The 25,585-nt window shown below is 65.7% G+C and carries 29 protein-coding genes and 1 riboswitch; of the genes, 14 read left to right on the top strand and 15 right to left on the bottom strand.

Annotated elements, in window-relative coordinates:
* Positions 1-23 precede the first annotated feature (23 nt).
* The gene (locus tag ACHQ4I_RS35835; RefSeq protein ID WP_420776336.1) at positions 24-581 is read left to right on the top strand and encodes a TetR/AcrR family transcriptional regulator; all 558 of its coding nucleotides are present in this window, start codon (positions 24-26) and stop codon (positions 579-581) included.
* Positions 582-739: 158 nt separating this feature from the next.
* Here the strand turns inward: ACHQ4I_RS35835 and ACHQ4I_RS35830 are convergent, their stop codons facing one another.
* On the bottom strand, positions 740-1,216 hold the full coding sequence (locus ACHQ4I_RS35830; RefSeq protein WP_420776335.1) for a DUF1772 domain-containing protein: 477 nt from the start codon (positions 1,214-1,216) through the stop codon (positions 740-742).
* A 219-nt stretch (positions 1,217-1,435) separates the two neighbouring features.
* Positions 1,436-2,008, bottom strand: a complete 573-nt coding sequence (locus ACHQ4I_RS35825) for a TetR/AcrR family transcriptional regulator (RefSeq protein ID WP_420776334.1) — start codon at positions 2,006-2,008, stop codon at positions 1,436-1,438.
* 131 nt (positions 2,009-2,139) lie between these two features.
* On the opposite strand from ACHQ4I_RS35825, the gene ACHQ4I_RS35820 reads away from it, so the two are divergent.
* Positions 2,140-3,618 (top strand): MDR family MFS transporter, encoded by a 1,479-nt coding sequence (locus ACHQ4I_RS35820; RefSeq protein ID WP_420776333.1) that lies wholly within the window; start codon positions 2,140-2,142, stop codon positions 3,616-3,618.
* A 128-nt stretch (positions 3,619-3,746) separates the two neighbouring features.
* Here ACHQ4I_RS35820 and ACHQ4I_RS35815 read toward each other — a convergent pair whose 3' ends face one another.
* On the bottom strand, positions 3,747-4,208 hold the full coding sequence (locus ACHQ4I_RS35815) for a MarR family winged helix-turn-helix transcriptional regulator (protein ID WP_420776332.1): 462 nt from the start codon (positions 4,206-4,208) through the stop codon (positions 3,747-3,749).
* 58 nt (positions 4,209-4,266) lie between these two features.
* Between ACHQ4I_RS35815 and ACHQ4I_RS35810 the strand changes: the two genes are divergently transcribed.
* Together ACHQ4I_RS35810 and ACHQ4I_RS35805 are read left to right on the top strand one after the other, a co-directional pair.
* Positions 4,267-4,674 carry a VOC family protein gene (locus ACHQ4I_RS35810; protein WP_420776331.1) on the top strand — a complete coding sequence of 136 codons (408 nt, stop codon included), beginning with the start codon at positions 4,267-4,269 and terminating at the stop codon, positions 4,672-4,674.
* Positions 4,675-4,764: 90 nt separating this feature from the next.
* Positions 4,765-5,247, top strand: coding sequence for a VOC family protein (locus tag ACHQ4I_RS35805; protein WP_420776330.1), 483 nt, complete (start codon positions 4,765-4,767; stop codon positions 5,245-5,247).
* On the opposite strand, the gene ACHQ4I_RS35800 is transcribed toward ACHQ4I_RS35805, so the two are convergent.
* Positions 5,240-5,434 (bottom strand): hypothetical protein, encoded by a 195-nt coding sequence (locus ACHQ4I_RS35800; RefSeq protein WP_420776329.1) that lies wholly within the window; start codon positions 5,432-5,434, stop codon positions 5,240-5,242. The genes ACHQ4I_RS35805 and ACHQ4I_RS35800 overlap by 8 nt on opposite strands.
* A gap of 108 nt (positions 5,435-5,542) precedes the next feature.
* Positions 5,543-5,669, top strand: a riboswitch (TPP riboswitch).
* On the opposite strand from ACHQ4I_RS35800, the gene thiC reads away from it, so the two are divergent.
* Together thiC and ACHQ4I_RS35790 are read left to right on the top strand one after the other, a co-directional pair.
* The gene (gene thiC / locus ACHQ4I_RS35795; protein ID WP_420776328.1) at positions 5,662-7,287 is read left to right on the top strand and encodes a phosphomethylpyrimidine synthase ThiC; all 1,626 of its coding nucleotides are present in this window, start codon (positions 5,662-5,664) and stop codon (positions 7,285-7,287) included. Its footprint overlaps the riboswitch before it by 8 nt.
* A 162-nt stretch (positions 7,288-7,449) precedes the next feature.
* Entirely contained in the window at positions 7,450-7,884 is a 435-nt protein-coding gene (locus ACHQ4I_RS35790; protein WP_420776621.1) for a VOC family protein, read from the top strand.
* Positions 7,885-7,980: 96 nt separating this feature from the next.
* Here the strand turns inward: ACHQ4I_RS35790 and ACHQ4I_RS35785 are convergent, their stop codons facing one another.
* Both ACHQ4I_RS35785 and ACHQ4I_RS35780 read right to left on the bottom strand, forming a co-directional pair.
* A complete protein-coding gene (locus ACHQ4I_RS35785) occupies positions 7,981-9,546 on the bottom strand; it encodes a M12 family metallopeptidase (RefSeq protein WP_420776327.1) in 1,566 nt (521 codons plus the stop codon).
* A gap of 110 nt (positions 9,547-9,656) precedes the next feature.
* The gene (locus tag ACHQ4I_RS35780) at positions 9,657-11,066 is read right to left on the bottom strand and encodes a lipase family protein (RefSeq protein ID WP_420776326.1); all 1,410 of its coding nucleotides are present in this window, start codon (positions 11,064-11,066) and stop codon (positions 9,657-9,659) included.
* A 96-nt stretch (positions 11,067-11,162) separates the two neighbouring features.
* Here ACHQ4I_RS35780 and ACHQ4I_RS35775 point away from each other — a divergent pair, with 96 nt between their 5' ends.
* Positions 11,163-11,852, top strand: a complete 690-nt coding sequence (locus tag ACHQ4I_RS35775) for a TetR/AcrR family transcriptional regulator (protein ID WP_420776325.1) — start codon at positions 11,163-11,165, stop codon at positions 11,850-11,852.
* 9 nt (positions 11,853-11,861) lie between these two features.
* On the opposite strand, the gene fahA is transcribed toward ACHQ4I_RS35775, so the two are convergent.
* From fahA to ACHQ4I_RS35760, 3 genes are all read right to left on the bottom strand, one after another.
* Positions 11,862-13,037, bottom strand: a complete 1,176-nt coding sequence (gene fahA, locus ACHQ4I_RS35770; RefSeq protein WP_420776324.1) for a fumarylacetoacetase — start codon at positions 13,035-13,037, stop codon at positions 11,862-11,864.
* Complete coding sequence (locus tag ACHQ4I_RS35765; protein ID WP_420776323.1) at positions 13,034-14,284, bottom strand: homogentisate 1,2-dioxygenase; 1,251 nt, start codon at positions 14,282-14,284, stop codon at positions 13,034-13,036. The genes fahA and ACHQ4I_RS35765 overlap by 4 nt, the downstream gene beginning before the upstream one ends.
* 172 nt (positions 14,285-14,456) lie before the next feature.
* The gene (locus tag ACHQ4I_RS35760; RefSeq protein WP_420776322.1) at positions 14,457-15,083 is read right to left on the bottom strand and encodes a TetR/AcrR family transcriptional regulator; all 627 of its coding nucleotides are present in this window, start codon (positions 15,081-15,083) and stop codon (positions 14,457-14,459) included.
* A gap of 151 nt (positions 15,084-15,234) precedes the next feature.
* Between ACHQ4I_RS35760 and ACHQ4I_RS35755 the strand changes: the two genes are divergently transcribed.
* Together ACHQ4I_RS35755 and ACHQ4I_RS35750 are read left to right on the top strand one after the other, a co-directional pair.
* Positions 15,235-17,157 (top strand): acyl-CoA dehydrogenase family protein, encoded by a 1,923-nt coding sequence (locus ACHQ4I_RS35755; protein WP_420776321.1) that lies wholly within the window; start codon positions 15,235-15,237, stop codon positions 17,155-17,157.
* A gap of 21 nt (positions 17,158-17,178) precedes the next feature.
* Positions 17,179-17,295, top strand: a complete 117-nt coding sequence (locus ACHQ4I_RS35750) for a type II toxin-antitoxin system YoeB family toxin (protein ID WP_420776320.1) — start codon at positions 17,179-17,181, stop codon at positions 17,293-17,295.
* Between the two features lie 15 nt (positions 17,296-17,310).
* Here the strand turns inward: ACHQ4I_RS35750 and ACHQ4I_RS35745 are convergent, their stop codons facing one another.
* Genes ACHQ4I_RS35745 through ACHQ4I_RS35735 form a run of 3 tightly spaced genes read right to left on the bottom strand, consistent with a single transcriptional unit; the run spans position 17,311 to position 19,762 of the window.
* Positions 17,311-18,126, bottom strand: a complete 816-nt coding sequence (locus ACHQ4I_RS35745) for an exodeoxyribonuclease III (RefSeq protein ID WP_420776319.1) — start codon at positions 18,124-18,126, stop codon at positions 17,311-17,313.
* Positions 18,127-18,180: 54 nt separating this feature from the next.
* Positions 18,181-19,179 carry an N-acetylglutamate synthase, CG3035 family gene (locus ACHQ4I_RS35740; protein ID WP_420776318.1) on the bottom strand — a complete coding sequence of 333 codons (999 nt, stop codon included), beginning with the start codon at positions 19,177-19,179 and terminating at the stop codon, positions 18,181-18,183.
* On the bottom strand, positions 19,172-19,762 hold the full coding sequence (locus ACHQ4I_RS35735) for a peptide deformylase (protein ID WP_420776317.1): 591 nt from the start codon (positions 19,760-19,762) through the stop codon (positions 19,172-19,174). The genes ACHQ4I_RS35740 and ACHQ4I_RS35735 overlap by 8 nt, the downstream gene beginning before the upstream one ends.
* A gap of 178 nt (positions 19,763-19,940) precedes the next feature.
* Between ACHQ4I_RS35735 and ACHQ4I_RS35730 the strand changes: the two genes are divergently transcribed.
* From ACHQ4I_RS35730 to ACHQ4I_RS35710, 5 genes are all read left to right on the top strand, one after another.
* Entirely contained in the window at positions 19,941-20,288 is a 348-nt protein-coding gene (locus tag ACHQ4I_RS35730) for a DUF3263 domain-containing protein (RefSeq protein ID WP_420776316.1), read from the top strand.
* Between the two features lie 67 nt (positions 20,289-20,355).
* The gene (locus ACHQ4I_RS35725) at positions 20,356-20,925 is read left to right on the top strand and encodes a LytR C-terminal domain-containing protein (protein WP_420776315.1); all 570 of its coding nucleotides are present in this window, start codon (positions 20,356-20,358) and stop codon (positions 20,923-20,925) included.
* Positions 20,926-21,132: 207 nt separating this feature from the next.
* Positions 21,133-21,819, top strand: coding sequence for a superoxide dismutase[Cu-Zn] (gene sodC, locus ACHQ4I_RS35720; protein ID WP_420776314.1), 687 nt, complete (start codon positions 21,133-21,135; stop codon positions 21,817-21,819).
* A gap of 14 nt (positions 21,820-21,833) precedes the next feature.
* Positions 21,834-22,979, top strand: coding sequence for a glutamate--cysteine ligase (locus tag ACHQ4I_RS35715; protein ID WP_420776313.1), 1,146 nt, complete (start codon positions 21,834-21,836; stop codon positions 22,977-22,979).
* Positions 22,980-23,131: 152 nt separating this feature from the next.
* Complete coding sequence (locus ACHQ4I_RS35710; protein WP_420776620.1) at positions 23,132-24,406, top strand: phosphatase PAP2 family protein; 1,275 nt, start codon at positions 23,132-23,134, stop codon at positions 24,404-24,406.
* Positions 24,407-24,412: 6 nt separating this feature from the next.
* Here ACHQ4I_RS35710 and mnhG read toward each other — a convergent pair whose 3' ends face one another.
* The 3 genes from mnhG to ACHQ4I_RS35695 are packed head-to-tail and all read right to left on the bottom strand — an operon-like array spanning position 24,413 to position 25,574.
* Entirely contained in the window at positions 24,413-24,745 is a 333-nt protein-coding gene (gene mnhG / locus ACHQ4I_RS35705) for a monovalent cation/H(+) antiporter subunit G (protein WP_420776312.1), read from the bottom strand.
* Complete coding sequence (locus ACHQ4I_RS35700) at positions 24,742-25,002, bottom strand: monovalent cation/H+ antiporter complex subunit F (RefSeq protein WP_420776311.1); 261 nt, start codon at positions 25,000-25,002, stop codon at positions 24,742-24,744. The genes mnhG and ACHQ4I_RS35700 overlap by 4 nt, the downstream gene beginning before the upstream one ends.
* Positions 24,999-25,574 carry a Na+/H+ antiporter subunit E gene (locus tag ACHQ4I_RS35695; protein ID WP_420776310.1) on the bottom strand — a complete coding sequence of 192 codons (576 nt, stop codon included), beginning with the start codon at positions 25,572-25,574 and terminating at the stop codon, positions 24,999-25,001. Before ACHQ4I_RS35695 ends, ACHQ4I_RS35700 begins: the two co-directional genes overlap by 4 nt.
* Positions 25,575-25,585: the final 11 nt, after the last annotated feature.

The raw sequence follows: 25,585 nt of genomic DNA, 5'->3' as shown, positions 1-25,585 counted from the left end.
GTACCAATCGCTACAGTCAACTCATGGCCCGCCCCCTCGACCACGCGAAACGCGCCGACCTGTTGGCCGGTGTCGTCGAATACATCGCCGAACACGGCCTCGGTGACCTGTCGCTGCGTCCGCTCGCCGCCGAACTCGGCACGAGTTCCCGCATGCTGATCCACTACTTCAACACCAAGGAAGAGTTGCTGGTTCAGGCGCTCACCACGCAGCGCCCGGATATCGCCGCCGTCTTCGCCGGGATCGCCGATGCGGCCGCGCTGCGCGAGCGGCTCGGCGCATTCTGCGCGGTGAATATCGCGGGGGAGGCGACGACGAGTGTGCGCGTGCTGCTGCAGGTGCTGGGGGCCGCGTGTGTGCCGGGCAGTCCCTATGGCGAATACGCGAATGCCGCGATCGCGACCTTCATCGGTACGCTCGCCGATGCGCTGCGTCGAATCGAAACCATCGATGATCCGGAAGCTGTTGCCACACTTCTTGTCTCGGGACTGCGCGGCATAATTCAGGACCGGTTGATCACCGGTGATATCGAGCGCACCGATCGGGCTGCGCGCAGGTTGATCGACCAGACCATCCGCTAGACAACGTATTCCGGTGGGGCGGGAGTCGAGCCGATCTGTTGGGACCGCAGACCGACCCGATGAACCCTGTTCCAGCGAATGCGTCCGTGCAAGCGAAAAACCCTGTGCCGACTGCACATTGGATGTGCGGCCGACACAGGGTTGTTCGATGAGATGCGTCAGGCGAGGGCGATCGCGGCGCAGAGTGCGGCGACCGCGATGAACTGCAGCGCCACCCGGCCATTGACGACGCTGTTCCACTTCTCCTGCAGCGCACGCGCATTCGACGGAATGATGCCGGACTGCGCGGCCGCGGTCTGCTGGGTGTTCACCGGCTTCGCGACCCGAACGTAGATCCCGAGCCAGCACACCAGCGCCACGACGGCGATACCCGCCGCGATCGCCGCCGCGGCGTGGCCGCCTACCGCCGCGAGAACCGTTGCCGCGACGGCGGTTACCACACCGCTGATGCCGACGATCGGCATCCGGCGGTCGCCGTAGTAGTGACCCCAGCCCGCCGACATGGTCACCGTCCGGTCATCCAGTTTGTCGTACACCGACCGCGTGATCAGCGCGAAGCAGGCATCGGTGCCGTAGACGACGGCGTTCGCGAGGACCGACACGATGGCGATGAGCTGAATGGCTGTGGTGAGCATGATGGCTTCCGTTCTCTGGCTTGTAGCGTTGTTAGAGAATCTAGCAACGCTAGATCTACTAGTCAACCGGTTACCGCCGATGCGCGTATTCGCTGTTGCCCGACCCAGCGAAACGCCCGCTCGATCACATGGGGATCGGGCGGGCGTCGGGTCGGTCCGCGACGGTCGCGGTGCTGGCAGTGTGGTTGGCGCCGAAGGGATTTCGGGTCACCGGAAGCGCTAGACGGCGCCCCAGCCGTTTTCGAGCAGGTCGAACAACTCGCGTAACGCACTCGACGGATCTTCCTGGGTGCTTGCGACTTTGGCGCTTTCCAGCGCGAAGTGGGCCAGTCCCGCGGCCGCGAGATCGTCTTCCGGTTTGCCGGTCGCCTCGGCGATCGCCGCCGCGAGCGCGGACTCGTGCCGCAGCAACATCTGGTGCGCGTACTCGCGTAGTGCGGGGGTCGAGTCGATGAGGCGGTGGAAGGCGACGATGCCGGGATCGTCACTGCGCGCGGTGCGGGTGCGCATCAGATAGTCGCGCAGTCCGTGGATGACCGATTGCCCGGCGGGCCGATCGCGGACGGCCGCGACCAGGTCGGCTTCGATATCCGCGTCCAGGTCGAAGACCAGTGATTCCTTGCTGGGGAAATGCTTGAACAGTGTGCTCAGTGATACGTCTGCCGCCTCGGCGACCTCCCGGACGCCGACATTGTCATAGCCGCGTTCGGTGAACAGCTGTGTCGCGGCGTCGGCGAGGGCCTGCCGCGTCTGGGCCTTCTTGCGTTCACGCCGCCCGGTCGTCGCGGTCATGCCGTCGACTCTACCCGATTAGGCTATCGGCACCAAAGTCGGAGCGGTTGTACTTTTGTAGCGGCTGTGCTTTTCTGGATTGGTCGGCGGCCCCGGTTGCCGGTGACAAGTCCCGAAGGAGGTGGGCGGCCGTGTCCGCAGAAATGACCGAAACGAGAACCGCATCCGCGCGATCGATCCGATTGGTGCTGGCCGGGGTGCTGCTGGCGATGCTGCTGGCAATGTTGGACAACGCGATCGTCGGCACCGCGATGCCGACGATCGTGCGCGAGCTGGGCGGACTGTCCCAGGTCGCCTGGGTGGTGACCGCATATGCCCTGCTATCGGCGATATCGACGCCGGTATGGGCGAAACTCGGCGACCTGTACAGCCGAAAAACCGTGTTCCTCAGTGCGATCGGCGTATTCCTGATCGGCTCGGTGCTGGCGGGCGCGTCCTGGTCGATGTCCGCGCTGATCGGATTCCGCGCAGTGCAGGGCCTCGGTGCGGGGGGCATCGCCGTCTCCGCGTTCGCCCTCATCGGCGCGCTGGTTCCGCCGCGCGAACGCGGAAAGTACCAGGGCATGACCGCCACCGCGATGGCCGTCGGCACCATCGGCGGGCCGCTGCTCGGCGGCGTGATCACCGACGGACTCGACTGGCGGTGGGCCTTCTACATCAATATTCCGCTGGGCCTGGTGGCCTTCGCCTGGTCGTGGTGGCTGCTCGATCTCCCGGTCGTGCGCAGAAAGGTGAGCATCGACTACGCGGGCATCCTCGCACTGGCGACCGCGATCGCCGCGCTGGTGCTGATCGCGACCTGGGGCGGTGTCGACTACGCGTGGCTGTCGGCCCCGATCATCGGGCTCGCCGTGCTCGCGGTCGCCGCGTTGGCCGCATTCCTCGTCATCGAACGCCGGGCCGCCGATCCGGTGATTCCGCTGGGGATCTTCCGTACCCGCAATCTGACCCTGGCCGCACTGACGGCCCTGGTCGGTGGCGTGATCATGTTCGGATCGGTGCTGTATCTGCCGCTGTTCCAGCAGACGGTGCAGGGTGCCTCGGCGGCCAACTCCGGACTGCTACTGCTGCCGATGATGATCCCGCTGCTGGTGGTCTCCCAGATCGTCGGCAAGCGCATGACCGCGACAGGGAAGTACAAGGTCTTCTTCATTCTCGGCGGGTTGTTCCTCACCGCCGGTGCCGCGCTCCTCACCACGGTTGACGCCGAAACCGGTCGGCTGGCAACGGGATTCGCAATGGCGCTGATGGGCGCCGGACTCGGCTTCTCGATGCAGCTGGCCACCGCCGTCGCCCAGAACAGCGTGGAGATGGCGAATATCGGCGCGGCGTCAGGCGCGGTCACACTGTTCCGCACCCTGGGCGGATCAATCGGCGTTGCGGCCTTCGGATCCCTGTTCACCAAGGCGCTGCAGGGTCATGCGCCAGCCGATGGGCACGGGTATCTGGAGGCCTTCGCCTCCGGCACCGGGCAGGTGTTCCTGGCCGCCACCACGATCTGCGCGCTCGGTCTGGTGACCGCCTGGTTCATCGAGGAAGTTCCATTGCGCGGCAAGGTGACTGGGCCGGTTGCGCAAGGGGCGGCGACCGAGACCACGGCTGCTGCCTGATGCGGTACGGCGCCCGCTCGATCACACCGGGATCGGGCGGGCGCTATGTCGGGTCGGGAGCGCAGGTGCCATGCCGCGGTCTCGGTCCGATTCTGAAATCCCAACTCGGCCAGGATGCTGCGGAGGGGTCAGTCCGCGACGGCGTCCGGGTGGGTGTGTTCGAACAGCCGACGCATCATGTCCGACAGTGCGATTCGTTCGTCCTGGCTGAGCGGGGTGAGGATGTCGTCGCGCACCTGGCGTGCCTCCCTGTCGAGGGCGCGCAGCGCCGCTCGGCCGGTCCTGGTGATCCGCACCGACATTCGGCGGCGATCGGCGGGATCGCGGGTGCGTTCGACCTGACCGGCGCTCGCCAATTCGTCGACGATTTTCGCCACATCGCTCGGGTGGATATCGAGCCGGATACCCAGATCGCGCTGCGCGTGCGGGCCGAAATCGGCGAGCGCGGCGAGTACGGCCATATGCCACAACCGGAGTCCGCGGGCGGCGAGCCGATCGGCGAATCGGCCGCGCGCGACCTTACCCACTCGTGACAGCAGATAGGTGTCGAGCCCGAGCAGGCTCGGCGGAAGTGCGCGCACGGATTCCATGCGACAAATTATAGGGGCCGACCTACGATAGGTCCGCACCTACTAATTAGGAGACATCGTGGACGCCCTGCACCCGAGACTGCTCGTCACCCACTTCGCCGAATGCTTCGAGTTCTACAACGCCGTGCTGCCGGAGCTGGTCGGCGCGAAGTTGATCAAAGGGACTGCCGCCGGACCGTACGCGAACTGGGATGTCGACGACCAGGCAGTGCTGGTGCTCTTCGCTCGCGCCGCGATGGCCGAGGTCGCTGGCACCACCGACCTGCCATCGACCGTGCCGCCCGCGCAAGACGCGGTGATGTTCGTGTGCCGGGTATCCGATGTCGACGCGGGTCTCGCGCTGTGCCTGCGCAACGGCGCGAAGCTGGTTGCCGTCGCGGTGGATCGTCCGGAGTGGGGACCGAACCTGCGGACCGCGCACCTGCGCGATCCGGAAGGCACATTGATCGAACTCCAGTCCTACTGACTCCGCTCGAGAATGAACGTCGGACTGCGATGAATTCCGGCCTCCCGCGCCGTCGGCACTAGTACAGGCACACCGATCGGGAGGTCCACCATGCAGAAAATCGTCACCAACCTCTGGTACGACACCCAGGCCGAGGAGGCCGCCGAGTTCTACTGTTCGCTGTTCGAGGATTCGAAGATCACCAACGTCGTGCCCTACACCGAGGCCGGGCCGCGCGAAGCCGGACTGACGATGCTGGTCGATTTCGAACTCAACGGACAGAAGTTCACCGCCATCAACGGCGGCGGCGACTACCACTACTCCCACGCCATGTCGCTGCTGGTCAATTGCGACGGCCAGGAGGAGGTCGATCGGCTCTGGTCGGCGCTACTGGCCGACGGCGGCCAGGAGATCGAATGCGGTTGGCTCAATGACAAATACGGCGTGCCCTGGCAGATCTGGCCCGCCGAAGCCGACGCCCTGGTCGCGAGCAGCGATCGCGCGGCCGCGAACCGCGCCATGCAGGCCATGCTCGGGATGAAGAAGATCGACCTGCAGGGCATGCGCGACGCCTACGACGGCAAGATCAGCTGATCTGCCAGGAGCCGACCTCGCGGTATCCGGAGTTGTAGATGGCCGAACCGTCGCCCTCGACCAACTGGTAGTGCTTCACATTGCCGCCCCAATAGCGCAGGATGCGGCCGAGCTCATCGGCGAGATCGGCGGGCGCCCGGACGCCTTCAGGCAGGACATCCAGGTCTACCTCCAGGGTGAATTTCACCTTGTGGAATCTACCGGCGTGCGGCCGGCGGTCCTGCGCATCCCTGTAGGTTCCTCCCATCGCCGGGCGGGGCGCGGACATGGAAAGGTATCGTCGGGCGGGAAAATTCACACACCCAACGGGGGCTCGCACCAGCGGGCTGAGAGGACGGCTAGCCCGATCCGGGCGTTCAGGGCCGTCGACCGTATGAACCTGACCGGGTAATGCCGGCGTAGGGAAGGATATTCATGGGCACACCTGTCGACTCCGTGACCACCGGTCCGATCGAAGGCAGCGTCAAGCACTACCAGGAGGTCGATGACCTGCGCATTCCGGTGCGCCGGATCAACCTGACCAATGGCGAGCACTTCGACGTCTACGACACCTCCGGCCCGTACACCGACGACACGGCCACCATCGATCTGGAGGCGGGTCTACCGAAGCTGCGCGACGGCTGGACCAAGCCCGAGGTCGCGGGTCCGCCGACCCAGCTGGCCTGGGCGCGCCAGGGCATCATCACCTCCGAGATGCGCTTCATCGCCGCGCGCGAGGGCGTGACCGCGGAGTTCGTGCGTGACGAGGTCGCCGCCGGCCGCGCGGTCATCCCGGCCAACCACAAGCATCCGGAGCTGGAGCCGACCATTATCGGCAAGAAGTTCCTGGTGAAGATCAATGCCAATATCGGCAACTCGGCCGTGTCCTCCTCGATCGCGGAGGAGGTGGAGAAGATGGTGTGGGCCACCCGCTGGGGCGCGGACACCATCATGGATCTGTCCACCGGCAAGAACATTCACGAGACCCGCGAGTGGATTCTGCGCAATTCCCCCGTCCCGGTCGGCACCGTGCCGATCTATCAGGCGCTGGAGAAGGTGAACGGCGATCCGACCGCGCTCACCTGGGAGATCTACCGCGACACCGTGATCGAGCAGTGCGAGCAGGGCGTCGACTATATGACCGTGCACGCCGGTGTGCTGCTGCGCTACGTGCCGCTGACCGCCAAGCGGGTCACGGGCATCGTCTCGCGCGGCGGATCCATCATGGCCGCATGGTGTTTGGCGCATCACCAGGAATCGTTCCTGTACACCAACTTCGCCGAACTCTGTGAGATCCTGGCGCGCTACGACGTGACCTTCTCCCTCGGCGACGGCCTGCGCCCGGGCTCCATCGCCGACGCCAATGACGAGGCGCAGTTCGCCGAGCTGCGCACCCTCGGCGAGCTGACGAAGATCGCGAAATCCCATGGTGTGCAGGTGATGATCGAGGGTCCCGGCCACGTGCCGATGCACAAGATCGTGGAGAACGTGCGGCTGGAAGAGGAGCTGTGCGAGGAGGCGCCTTTCTACACCCTCGGCCCGCTCGCCACCGATATCGCGCCCGCCTACGATCACATCACCTCGGCCATCGGCGCCGCGATCATCGCCCAGGCCGGTACCGCGATGCTGTGCTACGTCACTCCGAAGGAGCACCTGGGCCTGCCCAACCGCGACGACGTCAAGGTCGGCGTGATCACCTATAAGATCGCCGCCCACGCCGCCGACCTCGCCAAGGGCCACCCGCACGCCCAGGACCGCGATAACGAATTGTCCAAGGCGCGCTTCGAATTCCGCTGGCGCGACCAGTTCGCGCTCTCCCTGGACCCGGACACCGCCCGCGATTACCACGACGAAACCCTCCCCGCCGAACCCGCCAAGACCGCTCACTTCTGCTCCATGTGCGGCCCGAAGTTCTGCTCCATGCGTATCTCCGCCGATGTACGGGAATACGCTGCTCGCCAAGGACTTTCGGATGCCGAGGCGATCGAGGCCGGTATGGCGGAGAAGTCCGCGGAGTTCGCCGACCACGGTGCCCAGGTGTATCTGCCTGTCGTGTCGTAGTTTCGACCGCAGCGCTCATTCCCGATCGGATCTCGAGACCGGAATGGGCGCTGTGGGTCGTCGCCGGTAGTCGGTTGCGTTGCCGAGCGGAGTTTGTCGGCGGTCAGTGCGAAGATGCCGGTTGTTCCAGGCCGAACAGGTCGCCGACAGATGGGAGCCGTGATGGGCAAGGAGTTCCAGGTGACGTACGACTGTGCCGATCCGGGTGCGCAGGCGGCGTTCTGGGCGGAGGCGTTGGGCTATCACTTGCAGCCGCCACCCGAGGGCTTTCCGGATTGGACGACTGCGTTGATTGCCTGGGGCGTACCGCCGGAGCATCACAACGATCGGTCGGCCATCATCGATCCCGATGGGGTGGGGCCGCGCCTGTTCTTCCAGCGGGTGCCCGAACCGAAGTCCGCGAAGAACCGCGTGCACCTGGATATTCGTGCTGCGCCCGGTCTGACCGGCGATGAACGGATGATCGCGTTGGAAGCCGAGGCGACCCGACTCGTCGCGATCGGTGCGACGCGACTCAGCCGTACCGAGCCGGGCGGTATGGACGCTGGCCACATTGTCCTTGCCGACCCCGAGGGCAACGAGTTCTGCCTGGACTGAGGAACGATTTCGAATTCATCGCAGACGAAAGGCTTGTCACCGACCGGTTCGGGGTCCGGTCGGTGACGTGCGGATCGAGTTGCGGCCGCTAGGCCCTCACGTGTACATGATTTTCACGGTATTGACGTCCTCTGCGCTGAGCCCGCTGCGCTGACCGATCGCAGCCCCTCCGCTCGCGACGATGCATTGCAGTGTCGCGTCTCGCGAGGTCTGCACAATCCGGCTGCTGCCTGCTTTGACCAGCATCATGGTCAATCGACCATCGAACGAAACGAGTGCCGGTCCGAATCGGCTCTTGTTGTTATCGCGAGCGTTCGCCTCGCTCCAACCGTAGGTGAAGCGAACGCGTGTGCCAGTGGTGCCGATGAGTGGGGTCGATCTACCGAAATACGTGTGCCATACCGTCCCGGCCGCGTCGGCGTATGCCATATGAAGTTTCATATTTCCGTCGTCGCCGACGAATTCCGCCAGCGCGGGAGCATGGCGGCTGGATTCCTGATTCGGAATCGGAACTCCGGCCGGGTCACTCCAGGTACGCCCATCGGCGGATGACGAGTGGTACAGGAAGTCATCACTCTGCCCTCGGTGCACCATGTGCAGTTGACCGTCGACGCTGAACGCGGCCAACGCCGGAGTGTCCCTGCTCCACTGTCGGGGAATCGGTGACCCCTGCGGATTCCGCGTCCAGGTCAGTCCATCGGCGCTGAACAAATGGAACAACTCATTGCTGTTCTTCCCGCGGTGCACGAGGTGCAACTCGTTGTTGAACTCGGCCAACGCCGGAGTGCCGCTGCCCTCCTCCGTATTGAGGATCACGACCGGGTCGCGCCAGTTACGCCCATCATCGGACCGCGAGTGGAACAGCAAGTCATTGCTGTGCCCTCGGTGCACCATGTGCAGTTGCCCGTCGACGCTGAATGCGGCCAACGCCGGAGTATCCCCGCTCGCTCGCCCTGGCACCCGAGGCCCTTGGGTCCACAGCGCCCCGTTCGAGGTCCACGAGTGCCAGATATCGGTCGAATCGGGACCCCACGGTCTGAGACTCGATGGGCCGACGTGGACCATGTGCAGTTCACCCTTGGAGGTAAACGTCGCTACCGATGGCGCATGCCTACTGAACTCCCGTGGCACCGGCACCGATGGATACCACTGAACACAGAATTCGCCGTTGCTCGGGTAGTGCATGATCGAGCCGAAGTCGTACGGCCCGGGGTGCAGGCCGGTTCGCGGTTTGTAGTTGATGACCTGGTCGGTCAGGACATTTTGGAGGATAACCGTGACAAAACCTTCGCGGTCACTCCGCGTCTGTTCATGCAGGAGACCGACGGCGTGGCCGATCTCGTGCATCACGTTACCGTCTTGAAAGTCTCCTGTGGTGTCACATCTGACCTGCGTCTTCCCATCCCTGCCCGGCAAGATGAACCATTTCTTTCCGATGTCACTCGAGCAGCTACGGTCGGCGGCCACGAACTCGACAAAGAATGGCTCGCCCATTTGCTGCGCAAGAGTCACTTTAATGTCGGTCGTGGCATTCCATTTGCTGATCGCCGATAACACGACGCCGAGTTGTGGTGATCCTGTCGGGAAGTCGATGGGGTTGATGATGAATGGAACCACATCATTCGGCCACCGCGAAAGCTTGTACGGTATTGCATGTCCCATGCCCGATCTCCTGTCTGCGAGTGCCGTACAGTGCGGACTGACGCCGTAGAAGATTCGTGCCGCAGTCTACTGCGGGTGCCATTCGTGATCATCGGGTTTCCGCTGGGTGGTCAGCGTTCCCGCGGACCGATCGGGAATCCGAGTGCGCCGAAGGTGGCGTTCAGATTGATTTCGATCTGGGTCAGCAGCGCATTGAAATCGGCCAGCATCGAGACCACGTTCTCGGTGCGGCAGCCGAATTGATCGGGTGCGTTGGGCGCCAGGCGTGACTTCAACCAGTTGAAGGTGTCGGCCATGCCGAGTGACGGCAGGGTCAGATGCTCGCTGAGGTGGTCGCGTTTGTAGATGATCGATGCGCCGTCCGCACACCACTGCTGGTCCAGCCGATCGGTGGTCCAGATCGGGACTGCCTCGTCGAGCACGCCCTGATAGATGAACAGCGGCGCGGTGGGGGTGTGCTTGCCGAGCACCGTCGCGTCGAAGACCTCGCGGATTTCCGGCAGCGCGAGATACTGCGCGATCGGAATCGTCAGTATCCGTTGGTAATCGGTGAACATCTGGGTCAGCGCGTTGCGCGGCAGGCACTGTGCGTTGGTCCGGTTCATCAGCGCCATGCCCTCGGGCGTCAGGTACTGATCGCTCGCCTCGCGGAACTTCGGGTAGGCGTTGTAGAGCGAGGAGACGCCGATGCCGATCAGGCTGGAGAACATGGATCCGTTGACGTGCAGCAGGGATTCGACATCCGAGACCGGGGCGCCGAGCGCGGCACCCCGCACGTTCAGCTCCGGCGCGTAGGTCGGCTGCATTTCCGCGGCCCAGCCGCTGCCCATGCCGCCGCCGGAGTAACCCCACAGCGCCACCGGGGTATTCGTGCCGTCCAGGCCGAGCGGTTCGAAGCGCTCCGCGGCCCGAATGCCGTCGAGGGTCAGATATCCCGGCTCCTCGGCCACCGCGAGATGCCCGTTGAGACCCTCGTAATCCGGCACCGAAATGGCCCAGCCCTGGCTGATCAGCGCGGCGATCGCGATCAGCTCGCTCTGCGAATGGATGCCCTCGATGCCCGGCAGTCCGGCGCCCTGCTGCAATACGAACGACGGCGCGCAGTCGATGCTGGCGCTGTCGTAGTAGAACTGCAGCGAAACCAGCGGTCGCGAGCGGTTCGGGTCGGCGCCCGCGGGCAGGATCACCGTGGTGACGGCGACCGTCGGCTGTCCGAACAGGTCGGTGGTGCGGTAGAGCAGCTGCCACGAGCGCACGTTCAGCGGCAATACGGTCAGCACCGCCAGATGCACCGCACGCGAACGCAGAATCGTGCCCACTTCCTGCCCCTCGAAGCCCTCTGGCGGCTGATAGAACGAATCCTGTTGCGGCACCGGCGCAGCGGCGGCAGGTGTGGCGGTGACGCCCCCGGCCAGCAGTGCGGTCGCCACCGCCACCGCTACCGCCACCGTCACCACCACGGCGGCCACGCGTAAGCCGCGCCGAGGTTCGCGGGTCGGATCCCCATTGATCACTGACACGGCAGTCCCTTCCTCATCGACGTGACAGTGATTACAACACGATGTCCTGTTACCAACAAGAAGTCTTGTTGAAATAGCTCCGGCTATGGTCGATACATGACCCGCAGCAAATCCGCCGCGCGGCCCGATCCGACTCCGGCCCGGCGCCGCATCCGTGGCCTCGACGCCGAGCAACGCAGCGCGCAGCGGCGCAGCCAACTGCTCGACGCGGCCACCGAACTGTTTGCCGAGCAAAGCTTTTCGGGAACATCGATCGAACAGATCTGTCAGCGCGCCTTCGTCGGAACCAAGGGGTTCTACGACCATTTCGACAGCAAGGAAGCGTGCTACGTCGCACTGCTCACCCAGATCACCGAGCAGATTCAGCAGCGGGCCATCGAGGCGGCCGCCGCATCCGCCGGGCTGCCATGGCCCGAGCGCGCCGAAGCCATAATCGCCGCCTTCGTGCACGCCATCGCCGACGATCCGCGGCTGGCCAGGGTGACCTTCGGCGAGGCCGGCGGCATCTCACCCGCGGTGGAGATGCAACGGCGCAGTAACCGGCGCTGGGCGGCGGCCTTCCTGGACCGGCAGTGGTCCGGCGAGCCGTCGTCGGATCCGGAGGCGCAGCGCAGGCGAATCACGTTGTCGCTGGCCACCATCGGCGGCATGTTCGAGCTGGTGGCGGACTGGCTGCACCATCACGATGACGGCGGCGCTCCCGATATGGTCGAGACGCTGACCGGGGATCTCCAGCGATTCATCGCCGTGGTCGACGCCGGTGTCCGGGTCGGCGCCGCACGCTGAGCTCAGCGCTCATCGTTGTGCATGCCAGATGCGGCCGCGAACCTCGCCGAGTCCGATGCGCCGCGAATGCGGCCCCGGGGCCGATGCGGTGATGACCACCTCGTCGCCGTCCTCCAGGAACGTGCGATGTAGTCCGTTCACCGCGACGGGTTCGGCTCCGCCCCAGGATAATTCGATGAAGGAACCGCGCTGGTCCGGTGCCGGTCCGGAGATCGTGCCCGAGGCGTAGAGGTCACCGGTGCGGGTGGCGGCGCCGTTCGCGGTGAGATGCGCCAGCATCTGCGCCGGTGACCAATACATTCGGGAATACGGTGGGTGCGCGACCGTTTGACCGTTCCAGCGCACGGCCAGGTCGATATCGAGTCCCCATGGCTGGCTGCCCCGCAGGTAGGGCAGTGGTTCGGGGGTCTGCTCCGGCAGTGGTATGCGGGCCGACTCCAATGCGGCCAGCGGGGTCACCCAGGCCGAGAGCGAGGTCCCGAAGGATTTGCCGAGGAACGGTCCCAGTGGCTGGTACTCCCAGGCCTGGATATCGCGTGCGGACCAATCGTTCACCAGCGCGACGCCGAAGACGTGCTCGGCGAACTGCTCGATATCGATCGGCGTGCCGAGTTCGGAGCCGACCCCGACCACAAACCCGAGCTCCGCCTCGATATCGAGGCGCTGCGACGGACCGAAATCCGGTGTGCCGGAGGCTGTTCGGCGTTGTCCATGCGGGCGCACGATATCGGTGCCCGAGACCACCACGGTGCCAGCGCGTCCGTGGTAGCCGACGGGCAGATGGCGCCAATTGGGCAGCAGCGGTTCGGAATCGGGGCGGAACAGTCTGCCGAGGTTGGTCGCGTGGTCGATGCTGGCATAGAAATCGACGTAGTCGCCTACCTGCACCGGCAGCTTGGTGCGCACGTCGTGCAGCGGATGCACTGCCGCCGTGGGTATTTCGGTATCGATCAGCTCCCGGATCCTGGCGCGCGTCTCGCGCCAGCGGCGCGGTCCCTGCGCCATGAAGGCGTTGAGGTTCGGCGCGGCGAATACCGGATCCTCCAGTGCCGCGGCCAGATCGATGACCTGGTGGCCGATTCGCACGCCGACCCGGAAATCCCGGGCCTCGGGTGCGAAGACGCCGTAGGGGAGATTATCGGGGCCGAACAGGTCGTCGTCGGATACTTCGATGCGGGTGCTCATGCGGGCCCACGGCGCTGGTCCGCGTGCGGGCGCTGGGGCCGGTGTCCGTCGGACTGGGGTCCGCGACCCGACCAGGTCCACGCATAGCCCGGATCCTCGCAGGCCAGTGCGCCCTCGCCGAGCTCGAGCGGCCGGAAGGTATCCACCATGACCGCGAGTTCGTCGAAGAATTCGATGCCGATGCTGCGCTCGTACGCGCCGGGCTGTGGACCGTGCGCATAGCCGCCGGGATGTACCGACACCGAACCCTGTCCGATTCCGGAACCCCTGCGCGCCTCGTAGTTTCCGCCGCAGTAGAACATGATCTCGTCGCTGTCGACATTGGAGTGGTAGTACGGCACCGGAATCGACAGCGGGTGATAGTCGACCTTGCGCGGCACGAAATTGCACACCACGAAGTTGATCCCCTCGAATGCCTGATGGGCGGGCGGGGGCTGGTGCACGCGGCCGGTGAGCGGTTCGAAATCGGAGATATTGAAGGTGAGCGGATACAGGCAACCGTCCCAGCCGACCACGTCGAACGGATGCGTCGCGTAGATCATCCGGGTGCCGACCACGCGACCGCCGGGACGGTGCTTCACCAGGACCTCGATATCGGTGCCGGTGGCGAGCAACGGTTCCTGCGGCCCGTGCAGATCTCGCTCGCAGTACGGCGAATGTTCCAGCAGCTGACCGAATTTCGACAGATAGCGCTTCGGCGGGGTGATGTGGCTGGATGCCTCGATGACATAGGCGCGCAGCGGTTCCGGGCCGCTCGGCAGCCAGCGGTGCGTGGTCGCCCGCGGAATCAGGACCTGGTCGCCCTGACGTGCCGCAATGGCGCCGAAGACCGTTTCGACCACGGCGGCACCGGATTCCACGTACACCAGTTCGTCACCGATCGCGTTGCGATACAGCGGTGAGGCGCCCTTGGCTACGACATAGGAGATCCGCACATCCGCATTGCCGAGCAGCAGTCGTCGGCCGGTGACGGGATCGGTTCCGGCGGGGGTATCACCGGGGAAGAGTTGGTGCAGCCGCAGATGCCGGTGGCGCAGTGGATGATTCGGGGTCAGGGACTGGTCCGGCAGCTCCCATACGGTCGAGTCCACGATGGCGGGTGGCAGGCCCCGGTGGTACAGCAGTGCGGAATCGCCGGAGAAACCCTCCTCACCCATCAGCTCCTCGTAATAGAGCTGTCCTTGGTCGTCGCGGTGCTGCGTATGCCGCTTCGGCGGCACCGCTCCCACCTGCCGATAGAACGCCATGACCGCACCTCCGGCTGGACCGCTGGATTTGCCTCCATCGTAGTGCCGCGTGGTGGGGAAGAGGGCCGGATCGTTGGACATATTGTTGGTCCATCGCTGCCTTCAGCGGCATTCCGCCTAGCGATAGGGCGTACTGCTGAACAATTGTCGGGCGCCCGCGGCGCGGTCTCGGTCAGGCGTGGCGCAACGCGCGGTACACGGCGGACCCGACGAACGCCCCGAGACTCTGCGGATCCCAGTCGCCCTCGCCCGTGAGCAGTGTGCGCACCGCGCCCTCGCCGGCCGACACCCACAGCTCCACCAGCACCGGCAGCTTGCGATCGGCGTCCTCGGTACCCCATGCCCGCAGGGTGGGGCGCAGCAGCGTGGTGCAGCGCTCGACGGCGAGTTTGCGACCGCGTCCGAACGAATCCGCAACGGCCGGATCGGGATTGCCGTACAGCAGGCGCCACGCATCGGGCCGATCGGCCGCCTTCTCCAGCAGCGCGCGGAACCCATCGATGAAGACCGTCTCGCCCGCGTCGACATCGCGCGGGGGCAGCACCTCGAGCAGTCCGCCGACGAGGAAGTTCTCCTCGCGCTGGATCAGTGCCTCGATCAGTTCGACACGATCAGGAAAGCAGGCGTACACCACGGGCCGGGTCACATTCATCCGCTCGGCGATCGCGGCCATGGTGACCGCCGCGATGCCGTGCTCGACGGCGATCGCCAGCGCGGTGTCGAGGACCTGGGGGCGGCGACGCTCGGGACCCAAATGCTGTGCCCGCTGCCGTGGCTGCACGGCCGTCTCGCTACCCATGGGCACCAAGATAGCAGCGTTGTACCTTGGGTTCGCGCTGGTCCCGAGCCTGAAGATCAAATTCCTACATCGACGAACAATAATGCTACAGTCGCGAATGAAGTCGCCGGAGCATGCCCGGACGGCTGTTCGCCCGGCCTAGGAGTTATCGATGCCCGAAACGTTGTTCAACCCAAAGACCTGCGAATTCGCCGAGTTCGACGCGCAGACCCGCAGGCTCCTGCGCGCCACCGTGGAGTGGTTCGAGGCCAGGGGCAAGGCGGCGCTTAAGCACGACGACCGGGAGCGGATCTGGTACGCCGACTTCCTCGATTTCGTGAAGCGGGAGCGGGTGTTCGCGACCTTCCTCACCCCGGCGGCCGAGGCGAACGGCGATCCGAACAAGCGCTGGGACACCGGCCGGATCGCGATGATGAGCAAGATCCTCGGCTTCTACGGCATGTCCTACTGGTACGTCTGGCAGGTCACCATCCTGGGGCTCGGCCCGATCTGGCAGAGCGAGAACAAGGCCGCCAAACAAAAGGCGGCCGCGCTACTGGATTCCGGTGAGATCTTCGCGTTCGGTCTCTCCGAAAAGGAGCACGGCGCCGACGTCTACTCCACCGATACGGTGCTCACGCCCCAGCGCGGCGGTGGCTACACCGCCTCCGGCAGTAAGCATTACATCGGCAACGGCAATCTGGCGGGCATGGTTTCGGTATTCGGTCGCCGGGCCGACAAGCCGATCATCGATAGTGCGAAGGCGTTGGAAAGCAAACCGACGCAGGAGGATTACGAGGGGTATCTGTTCTTCGTTGCCGATAGCAAGCACAAGAGCTACAAGTTGCGTCGCAATGTCGTCGACAGCCAGATGTATGTGGCCGCCTTCGATTTGGAGAAGTATCCGGTCGCCGAGGAAGACATCCTGCACCGGGGTGAGAACGCCTTCCACGCCGCGATGAACACCGTGAACGTCGGCAAGTTCAATCTGGGATTCGGCGCGGTCGGCGCCTGCGAACACGCCTTCTACGAGGCGATTACCCATGCCGAGAACCGAATCCTGTTCGGGCACCGGGTAACCGAGTTCCCGCAGGTGCAGTCGCTCGTGACCGACTCCTACGCGCGGCTGCTCGGGATGAAGCTCTACAGCGAGCGCGCCATCGACTACATGCGCTCCGCGTCCCCGCAAGACCGCCGCTACCTGCTGTTCAACGCGATCGAGAAGATGACCGTGACACGGCAGGGGCAGCGGATCATCGAGGATCTCGCCGATGTGATCGCGGCCCGTGGCTTCGAGAACGATATGTATTTCCCGATGGCGATGCTCGGACTCTTCGGGCTGCCGCGGCTCGAGGGCACCGTGCACGTGAATATGGCACTGTCGCTGAAGTTCATGGCCAACTACATGTTCCATCCCGCCGATGCCGGATTGGCCGCGCTGCGTTATCTTCCCGGCGCGGGTGTCGCGCCGAAGGGTGCGGTGCACGCGGTTTCCGGTGCTTTGAGCTGGTCGAGTCGTCGGCTCGCGCCACGCGCGGGGGCGGCGGTGCCCAAGTTGCGTGCCGAATTGGCCGGTGCGAGTTATGAACCCGTGCCGACAACGCGCGATGGGGCCGATGACGAATTCCTGTTCCGGCAGGGACCGAGCAGTGGGCTCGGGCGGATTCGCTTCGGTGACTGGCGCCCGGTGTTCGAGAAGTTCGCGCACGTGCCGAATGTCGCGGTCTTCCTGGAGCAGGCGCTCGCGTTCCAGACCCTGCTCGCCGCCGCCTCGCCGACCGCGGCGCAACAGCGCGACGTGGATTTCCTGTTCGCTCTCGGTGAGCTGTTCACGGCGGTGCCGTATGCGCAGTTGATCCTGGAGCAGGCCGAGATCGAGGGCACCGGGACGGCCGTGCTGGACCAGCTGTTCGACGGTTTCGTGCGCGAATTCTCCAAGAACGCACTGACCCTGCACACCAAGCCCGCCGCGACCAAGGCGCAGCAAATCCGGGCACTGGATCTGGTGCGGCGCCCCATCGCCTCCCGGTCCCGGTTCGACCAAGTGCTCACTCAGGCTCGGGCGCATGCCGGCGGATACGAGATGAATCCGTAGCTCACAGTCCATCCGGAACCATTGCGACAGAACCTCGCTGGGTTCTGGTCACGTCGCATCACAACCGAGCATCGCATTGTGTATGTGATCGAGGACGATGCGGCGAAGATCGTCGCCTGCCGCTACCACTACGAATGAGTTCGGCGTCGGCAATCAGTCGGTGAATTCGGCGATTACGGGGGCGTGGTCGCTGGCGCCCTTGCCTTTTCGTTCCTCGCGGTCGACAAACCCGTCCTTTGCGCGGTTAGCGAGTGCGGGGGAGGCGAGGATGAAATCTATGCGCATGCCTTCCCTGCGGGGGAAGCGGAGTTGGGTGTAGTCCCAGTAGGTGTAGACGCCGGGGCCGGGGGCGTAGGGGCGCATTACGTCGGCGAAGCCGGTTTGCACGATGGCGTTGAAGGCATCGCGTTCGGGCTGGGAGGTGTGGGTTTTGTCGGCGAAGAATTCGACGGACCAGACGTCGTCGTCGGTGGGCGCGATATTCCAGTCGCCGACCAGCGCTATCTGGGCCTCCGGATTGTCGGCGAGCCATTGGGCGCCGTTATTGCGCAGGGCGGCAAGCCATTCCAGTTTATAGGCGTAGTGCGGGTCGTCGAGGGTGCGGCCGTTGGGGACGTAGAGGCTCCACACTCGGACCCCGCCGCAGGTCGCGCCGAGTGCGCGCGATTCCACGATCGGGGTGCTGATCAGCGATTCGCCCGCGTCCTTGTCGAAACCGGGCTGGTCCGGGAAGGCGGCCGCCACGTCGTCCAAGCCGATGCGGGAGGCGATCGCGACCCCGTTCCACTGGTTCAGCCCGACGTGCGCGACCTCATAGCCGAGTTCATCGAAGCGCTCGAACGGGAACTGGTCGTCGCGGCATTTGGTTTCCTGCATCGCGAGCACGTCGATGTCCTGGCGGTCGAGGAAGTCCGCGACCCGGTCGAGGCGGGAGCGGATCGAGTTGACGTTCCAGGTCGCGAGACGCACGGATGCCTTCCTTCGCAATGGGTTATAGGTCTGTTCTACCGCAGGACCACTGGTTCAGCGAGGCCCGTCCGGCGTGGCATAGCGGTAGCCGTGATGGTCGAGGAAGCCCAGTTCGTGGTACATCGCGATGGCCCCGGTGTTCTCGGCCTCGACCTGGAGGTAGGCGTGGGTGGCGCCGCGGTCGGCCCCCCAGCGGATCAGCTCCGCGCACACCAGCGAACCGAGCCCGTGCCTGCGATGTTCGGCCGCCACCGCGACACAGGTCAGGCCGATCCAACGGCGGCCGTCCGGTGCGGTGGTGAGTGCGCCGCGGCCGATCGCGATCGGCTGGGGCAGACCGAGCGAGGCGAATCCCACCTCGCCGTCGTGCACGGCCGTCAATACCTCGACCACCGGCGGTGTCGAAACAGCCTGTGTCGCAGGATCTTCGCCGCCGTAGCGGTGCATGGACAGCCACGCGTCGTCGGGCGCGGGCGCGATGCGCACCATCGGTGGCCCTTGCGGCAGCACGAAATTCTCGATATCGATCGCCAGCAGCTGGGTTTCCTGCCAACCGCGCCAACCGGGTGGCAGCGGGGCGAGTCGATCGGGCAGTGCGAGCAGCACCGGCAGCCCGTGCGCGGTGTACCACTCGCCGATCCGATGCAGGGTGTCCGCGCCGAGCGCCGCCGGACCATTCGAACCGCCAAGCGGCACAGCGGAATTGGCGCGTCTGGTATATCCGTTGCCGGCGCGCAGCAGCCACCCGTCGATCCAGGCCTGCTCGATGCCGGGCCAGCCGTACGCCGCCGCGGCCTCCACGGCCCGAATCTCCTTGGTCCGAATCGGCCTGGGCCCCAACGCTTTCATCGCCACCACGCGATCCGGCGCGACCGCCACGACCTGCCCGTCCGCGGCGCGCACCGTCGGCGGATCCAGCGAAACCAGCTCGCCGATAATGTCGGTGAGCGGTTGTGGATAACCCGCGGGCAGCCGATACCGCAGCACCACGCGCCGACCGAGCTGGATATCGGGCAATACCGAATCGCCCGTTTGTCCCGCGGGATCAGTCATCGTGTCCGAACGGATCGGGAACCGTACCCGGAATCCAGCTGAGTCCCGGTGTGCCCCAACCGTTGCGCTTGATCGCCTTCTTCGCCGCGCGGGCGTTGCGGCCGAGCAGCACATCCACGTAGAGGTAGCCGTCGAGATGTCCGACCTCGTGCTGCAGCATGCGGGCGAAGAACCCCTTGCCCTCGATCTCGACCGGATTGCCGTGCTCATCGGTGCCGGTGACGCGCGCCCATTCGGCGCGGCCGGTGGGGAACTGCTCGCCGGGCACGGACAGGCAGCCCTCGTCGTTATCGTCGGGATCCGGCATGGTCTCCGGAATCTCCGAGGTCTCCAGCACCGGGTTGATCACCGCACCCTTGCGCCGGACCGTCGCCCCCTTCTCGTCGATATCGGGGCAGTCGTAGATGAACAGCCGCAGCGGCACGCCGACCTGGTTGGCGGCCAGCCCGACGCCATTGGCGGCATCGAGCGTGTCGTACATATCCGCGATCAGCTCGGCCAGCTCCTCCGGCGTCTGGGTGACCCGCTCGGTCGGGTTGTGCAGTACCGGGTCACCGACGATCACGATGGGGAGGATTGCCATGGCGCCAATTATTGCCGATGGCGTTCGCGAGCCCGAACCAGCGTCGTTGCGACTCGCTACCGACCGGTAGGGACACGCCGCGCCGGAGGTGGGGCAATCCCTGGAGCCCGTGGTTGAATGATCCGCGACGTATAGGCATCATTTTTCGTCCGGTGGTTCTACTCGGCGAGGGAGCAAGATGGACGGCGCAGCGGCTCTGAATCTTTCCGCGATCCAGGACGGCCCTTCTGCGAGCGAAGATGTCACGGCGGCCGGGCAGGTCGACGATGGCAGTGACGGTCTCAGTCGTCGCGAGCACGAGATTCTGGCGTTCGAACGGCAATGGTGGAAGTACGCCGGCGCCAAGGAAGAGGCCATTCGCGAGCTGTTCAGCATGTCGCCGACCAGGTACTACCAGGTGCTCAACGCAGTGGTGGATCGGCCGGAGGCATTGGCCGCCGATCCCATGCTGGTGAAGCGGTTGCGCCGACTGCGGGCGAGCAGGCAGAAGGCGCGAGCCGCCCGGAGGCTCGGCTTCCAGGTATGACGCCCAGCCGTAGCAGCGGAGCCCACGCAACGACCACTTGGCCTGGTTTGGGGATAGGGTCGAGGGCGTGACCTACCCGAATCCCACCTCCGGCGGGCCGCCGTTGCGCGCGCTGGCGATGGTGTTGATCGCGCTGGCCATCCTGTTCGCCGGGCTGGGCGCGATGTCGTTATCGAGTTCGGACGCCGATACCGCGGGGACGGGCGAATCCCCGACCAGCACAAAGAGTCAGGCCGCCGGCGCGAATTCGGCCGCCGTCACCACGGCGGTCGCGCCGACCACCTCGGTGGCGTCGACCACGACGCCGACCACCACCAGCACAACGCCGACCACCACGCCGTCGACCACAACGTCGAAGACCCCGGCGAGTCGCGCGGTGCCGGTGCGCGTTCTGAACAACAGCACGGTCCCCGGGTTGGCCGCGCGCACCGCGAGTGAGCTCACCGGCAACGGCTGGACGGTCGCCGAGGTCGGCAACTATCCCGGCCCCAATATCTCGAATACGACTGTGTACTACGGCAATAGCCCCGGCGAGAAAGAGGCCGCACTGGCCATTGCCGAGGAATTGGGCGCGACCGCCGAGCTGCGCTCGGGTGGGTCGGGTTCGGGTGTCACCGTGGTTGTGACAGGTAACTGAGGTTGGCGCGGCGCGAGCGACAGGCCCGGCGGCGGTAGCGCAGTGTGACCACGGAGGGACCCGGGAGCGCCGCAAATTCAATACAGCCCCGCCGCGACACGGCCCTGTCACGGTACGACACGGCGAGCGTGGCATCATCTTGTCCGGTAACGATCGTGTCCACCCAGCTTTACTCGTAAACTCGGTACTCGTAAAGGAGTTCCCCCGATGGCCCCGTCCACAACTCTTCGCCCGTCCTGGCGGACTGTGACCCCGGTGCTCGCTGTCGCGGTCTTCGGCCTCGCTGCCTGCTCGAACAGCCAGGAGTCGAGCGACGTCAAGGGAACCAACCCCCCGGTGTGGACCGGCGCGTCCGCCCCACCGGCGAGCGAGTTCGGCACCGAAACGGGTGCCCCGAACGCGAACTCCGGGGTGAAGGTCGACCTGAAGGACCCCGCCGGCGCCTCGGTCGCCGTCGCGAATATCACCAAGGACGGTAACCACCTGCAGGTCAGCATCGAGGCGCACAGCCTGCGCCCGGGCTTCCACGGCCTGCACATCCACCAGGTCGGCAAGTGCGAGCCCAATTCGGTCGCGCCCACCGGCGGTCCCGCGGGCGACTTCCTGTCTGCCGGTGGCCACCTGCAGGTCGGCAGCGCCAACGCGCATCCGGCCAGCGGCGACCTGACCTCGCTCGAGGTCCGTGCGGACGGTTCGGCCAAGCTGGTCACCACCACCGACGCGGTGACGTTGGAGGACATCAAGGGCAAGGCCCTGATGATCCACGCCGACGCCGATAACTTCGGCAATATCCCCAACCGTTATGTCCGCGCCGACGGCGTTGCCGGTCCGGACGAGACCACTCTTGCGACCGGCGACGCGGGCGGCCGCGTCGCCTGCGGCGTCATCCAGTAGCAAGGTTCACCGATATGGCCGGGACAGCAATCGCGCGGGTTCCCTTCCAGGGCTCACCCCGGCCTACCATCGGTATCGAATGGGAGATCGCGCTCGTCGACAAGGTGACCCGCGACCTGTCGAATACCGCTGCGGCCGTATTCGATTCGCTCGGCGAGCTACGCGCCTACGACGGCACGCCGCAGGTCACCAAGGAATTGTTGCGCAACACAGTCGAACTCGTCACCGGTGTGCACAACTCGGTCGGCGAGGCGGTCGACGATCTGCGCGGCACCATGGATAACGTGCGCCGCGCCGCCGATCCGCTCGGCGTCGATCTGTTCTGTGCGGGCACCCATCCGTTCGCCCAGTGGTCGGCCCAACAGCTCACGCGCTCAGCGCATTACGACGAACTGATCGATCGCACCCAGTGGTGGGGCCGCCAGATGATGATCTGGGGCGTGCACGTGCACGTCGGAGTCTCGCACCGCGAGAAGGTCTTTCCGATTCTGAACTCGCTGCTGCTGTCGTATCCGCATCTGCTGTCGCTGTCCGCGTCCTCGCCGATGTGGGCGGGTTCGGATACCGGTTATGCCAGCAATCGGACGTTGATGTTCCAGCAGCTGCCCACCGCCGGTCTGCCGTTCCAATTCGAAAACTGGACGCAGTTCGAGCATTTCGTGCACGACCAGATGAAGACCGGGGTCTTCGAACAGCTCGGCGGCATGCACTGGGATATCCGGCCCGCGCCGAAATGGGGCACCATCGAGGTGCGAGTCTGCGATGGGATATCGACCCGCGCGGAGCTGGCGGCGATGGCCGCGTTGATCCACTGCCTGATCGTCGACCTCGACCAGCGCATCGATAATGGCGAAACGCTGCCGACCATCCCGCCGTGGCATGTCCAGGAGAACAAGTGGCGGGCCGCCCGCTATGGCCTCGACGCGATCGTCATCGTGGACGACGACAGCAATGAGCGTTTGGTCACCGACGATCTGATGGATCTGCTGCACCGGTTGGAGCCGACCGCCAAGCGGCTCGGATGTGCGGACGAGCTCGCGTTCGCCGCGGAGATCCCGCAGCGCGGCGCGTCCTATCAGCGCCAGCGCAAAGTGGCCGCGAGCACCCAGGGGGATCTGGTCGCGGTGGTCGATGCCCTGGTCAAGGAGCTGGACCAGTAGTTTCGCCCGGTCGAACAGTCGGTTGACGTTCAGCTGGTCAGGGGGATGGCGTTCATCCCCCGTTTACTATGGTCGACGTGCTTGTCGAAGATCCGGGACAGAAGGTCGGCAGCGTCGCTCAGCGGGCGCGCGCGCCGCTCGCGCGGATCTGGATGGTGGCCGCGATCGCGGCGGTTCCGATGCTGCTCATCGCCTTGCAGGTGGGTTCGATCGGGCACGATTACGAGGGTCCGCTCGGCAGTCTGTGGCACGACTACGTCGGCACGCCCAAGTCCATGTCGGTGCCGTGGGCCGGACTGGTCCTGGCCCTGGTCGGAATCTCGAAGCGCCGCAGGATGATCGCGGTCGGCGTCGCGGCGGGCATCGATGCGGTGTGGGCGGGTATTCGACTGCTGAACGGTGCGTCGTTCGCCATCGGCAACGGTCCGACGATCGTGCTGACCGGTCTGGCGCTGGTCGCCGGCGTCCGCTGGAGCGGGGTGCAGCGCCGCAATGCGCTGCATGCCGCGGCCCTCGGCGCGCTTCTCGTGCTGGCCACCAAGGTCGGTGACGTCTGGCTGCACATCACGGTGGTCAGCCGTCCACAGGTCTACGACGTCTATGTGGCGCTCGCCGACCGTGCGCTCGGTGATCCGTCCTGGGTGATGGGCCGGGTGGTGGACGCACTCGGACCGGCCGCATACGCGGTGCTGCACTGGGTCTATATCGAACTTCCGGTGGCCGCGATCGTCGTCGCGGTGTGGCAGTTGCGCAAGGTGATGTCGACCGGTGTCTGGCCGACTCACTATCTGGTGCGGACCTTCCTGGTGCTCGGACTTTTCGGCCCGGTCATCTACGTGATCTTCCCGGTGGTCGGCCCGATGTTCGCCTTCGGTGCGGACGGCCACGGCCTGCAGATCGGCAACTTCTGGCCCGGCGTCGTCCCCCCGGTCGATCGCAATCCGGCGCCGCTGCCCTTCGACGCCTTCACACCGCGCAACTGCATGCCCTCCATGCATACCGCGTGGGCGATGTCGGTCTTCCTGCACACCCGCCGGGATACCGATGGCTCCCGCGCCCCGCTGTGGTTGCGCTGCCTCGGCGCCTTCTGGCTGCTCGCGACGCTGACCGCGACCCTGGGCTTCGGCTACCACTACGGCGTCGACCTGGTCGCGGGCGCGGTGCTGTGCCTGACCGTCGAATCCACGCTGCGCGATCCCGAACGCGGCTGGGGCTGGTTCCGCGTGCGTCTGGTCTTGTTCGGGGCGGCGATCATGGCCGCGCTGCTGCTCGCCTTCCGGTACCTCGCGGTCCCGATGGCCGAATATCCGGTGCTGGCAGGGACTGTCGTGCTCGCGCTGCTGGCCGCCATGGCCGCCGCGTTCCACGCGACGTGGTTCGCCGGGGCGAATGAGAGCGCATCGGAGCGGATTCCCGTCCGGGTCTGATGTGGCTCAGCGGGTGTCGTCGCGCAGTTCGTTGACGCGCAGCAGCCCGTCGCGGTGGCGCTGTTCCCGGTAGGCGGTCCGGCCGATCAAATGGGCGATGACCGGTGCGGTGAGCAGGGTGAACAGACCGACCAGCACCAGCAGCCAGGTATTGCCGTGGCCGCGCAGTTGGATCGATGTGCCGCCCAGGACCAGGATCAGGCCGATCACTTGGGGTTTGGTGGCGGCGTGCATGCGCGCGAGGGTGTCCGGGAAGCGCACGATGGCGATCGCCGCGGTCAGTGCGAGCGTCGCGCCGGTGAGGATGAGGGCCCCGGAGGCCAAGTGCCACAGGTTCATACGTCATCCCTGACACGGAAGCGCGAGACCGCGGCGGAGCCGAGGAAGCCGACGAGGGCCAGCGCGACTATCGCGGGCACGACCGTGGTGTCATCGCTGTAGGCGGCCCAGACAGCCAGTCCGGAGGCCGCAATGGCCATCAGCGAGTCGATGCCGACGACCCGGTCCAGGGTGCTCGGTCCGGCCAGGATGCGGTAGCTGACGATGACGGCGGCGGCCGTCAGCAGGATGCCCGCCACAATGGCGACAACCGTCACGGGTTCACCTCCGGATTGGAAGTTGTACTGGTCGAACGCCATTCGGCCGGGCGCTCGAACGACGAGATGAGCAGCCGCTCCAGCCGCCGGGTGGTTCGGTAGAACGTATCGACCGCCGCCTCGCTGCCCACGTCCAGGACATGCACGTAGATGACACAGCGCTGACGGTCGATCTCGAGCACCATGGTGCCCGGAATGAGGTTGAGCAGATCGGCGCACAACACCAGCACCAGATCCGATCGCATACTCAGCTGCACTCGCAGCACGCCGGAAACCGGCGGCGGTGCCGCCCGCACCGCGAACCAGGCCACCTGCAGACTGGATTCCAGCGCGTAATACGAACTGACAACGATCAATTCGGCCAGCGACAGCGGATGCACCCGCCCGGATACCGGAACCCGGGGCAGCGGCAAGGTCAGCATGATCAGCGCCCCCACCCCGAGTCCGGCCAACACGTTGCCCACGCTGAGATTGCCCCAGAGCGTCAACCACACGGCGGTCAGCCATAGCAGCACGCCTATCCGAACCGCCGTCGCCCGGCTAGGGATCAATCGCGCAGCGCCGGTGCTCATGCCCGCACCTC

This window comes from Nocardia nepalensis (genome assembly GCF_048910785.1).
GTDB lineage: Bacteria > Actinomycetota > Actinomycetes > Mycobacteriales > Mycobacteriaceae > Nocardia > Nocardia nepalensis.
Note: the sequence above shows the minus strand (reverse complement) of the source record. Positions and strands in the feature narration are given on the sequence as shown.

What these genes read in the sequence shown, in the direction of transcription:
- mnhG (WP_420776312.1), bottom strand. Translation starts at nt 24,745, where the DNA reads ATGAACCTGTGGCACTTGGCCTCCGGGGCCCTCATCCTCACCGGCGCG.
- ACHQ4I_RS35730 (WP_420776316.1), top strand. Translation starts at nt 19,941, where the DNA reads ATGGACGGCGCAGCGGCTCTGAATCTTTCCGCGATCCAGGACGGCCCT.
- ACHQ4I_RS35735 (WP_420776317.1), bottom strand. Translation starts at nt 19,762, where the DNA reads ATGGCAATCCTCCCCATCGTGATCGTCGGTGACCCGGTACTGCACAAC.
- ACHQ4I_RS35740 (WP_420776318.1), bottom strand. Translation starts at nt 19,179, where the DNA reads ATGACTGATCCCGCGGGACAAACGGGCGATTCGGTATTGCCCGATATC.
- ACHQ4I_RS35785 (WP_420776327.1), bottom strand. Translation starts at nt 9,546, where the DNA reads ATGGGACATGCAATACCGTACAAGCTTTCGCGGTGGCCGAATGATGTG.
- ACHQ4I_RS35760 (WP_420776322.1), bottom strand. Translation starts at nt 15,083, where the DNA reads ATGGGTAGCGAGACGGCCGTGCAGCCACGGCAGCGGGCACAGCATTTG.
- ACHQ4I_RS35835 (WP_420776336.1), top strand. Translation starts at nt 24, where the DNA reads ATGGCCCGCCCCCTCGACCACGCGAAACGCGCCGACCTGTTGGCCGGT.
- ACHQ4I_RS35815 (WP_420776332.1), bottom strand. Translation starts at nt 4,208, where the DNA reads ATGGAATCCGTGCGCGCACTTCCGCCGAGCCTGCTCGGGCTCGACACC.
- ACHQ4I_RS35805 (WP_420776330.1), top strand. Translation starts at nt 4,765, where the DNA reads ATGCAGAAAATCGTCACCAACCTCTGGTACGACACCCAGGCCGAGGAG.
- ACHQ4I_RS35765 (WP_420776323.1), bottom strand. Translation starts at nt 14,284, where the DNA reads ATGGCGTTCTATCGGCAGGTGGGAGCGGTGCCGCCGAAGCGGCATACG.
- ACHQ4I_RS35710 (WP_420776620.1), top strand. Translation starts at nt 23,132, where the DNA reads ATGGTGGCCGCGATCGCGGCGGTTCCGATGCTGCTCATCGCCTTGCAG.
- fahA (WP_420776324.1), bottom strand. Translation starts at nt 13,037, where the DNA reads ATGAGCACCCGCATCGAAGTATCCGACGACGACCTGTTCGGCCCCGAT.
- ACHQ4I_RS35695 (WP_420776310.1), bottom strand. Translation starts at nt 25,574, where the DNA reads ATGAGCACCGGCGCTGCGCGATTGATCCCTAGCCGGGCGACGGCGGTT.
- ACHQ4I_RS35825 (WP_420776334.1), bottom strand. Translation starts at nt 2,008, where the DNA reads ATGACCGCGACGACCGGGCGGCGTGAACGCAAGAAGGCCCAGACGCGG.
- ACHQ4I_RS35790 (WP_420776621.1), top strand. Translation starts at nt 7,450, where the DNA reads ATGGGCAAGGAGTTCCAGGTGACGTACGACTGTGCCGATCCGGGTGCG.
- ACHQ4I_RS35715 (WP_420776313.1), top strand. Translation starts at nt 21,834, where the DNA reads ATGGCCGGGACAGCAATCGCGCGGGTTCCCTTCCAGGGCTCACCCCGG.
- ACHQ4I_RS35775 (WP_420776325.1), top strand. Translation starts at nt 11,163, where the DNA reads ATGACCCGCAGCAAATCCGCCGCGCGGCCCGATCCGACTCCGGCCCGG.
- ACHQ4I_RS35755 (WP_420776321.1), top strand. Translation starts at nt 15,235, where the DNA reads ATGCCCGAAACGTTGTTCAACCCAAAGACCTGCGAATTCGCCGAGTTC.
- thiC (WP_420776328.1), top strand. Translation starts at nt 5,662, where the DNA reads ATGGGCACACCTGTCGACTCCGTGACCACCGGTCCGATCGAAGGCAGC.
- ACHQ4I_RS35830 (WP_420776335.1), bottom strand. Translation starts at nt 1,216, where the DNA reads ATGCTCACCACAGCCATTCAGCTCATCGCCATCGTGTCGGTCCTCGCG.
- sodC (WP_420776314.1), top strand. Translation starts at nt 21,133, where the DNA reads ATGGCCCCGTCCACAACTCTTCGCCCGTCCTGGCGGACTGTGACCCCG.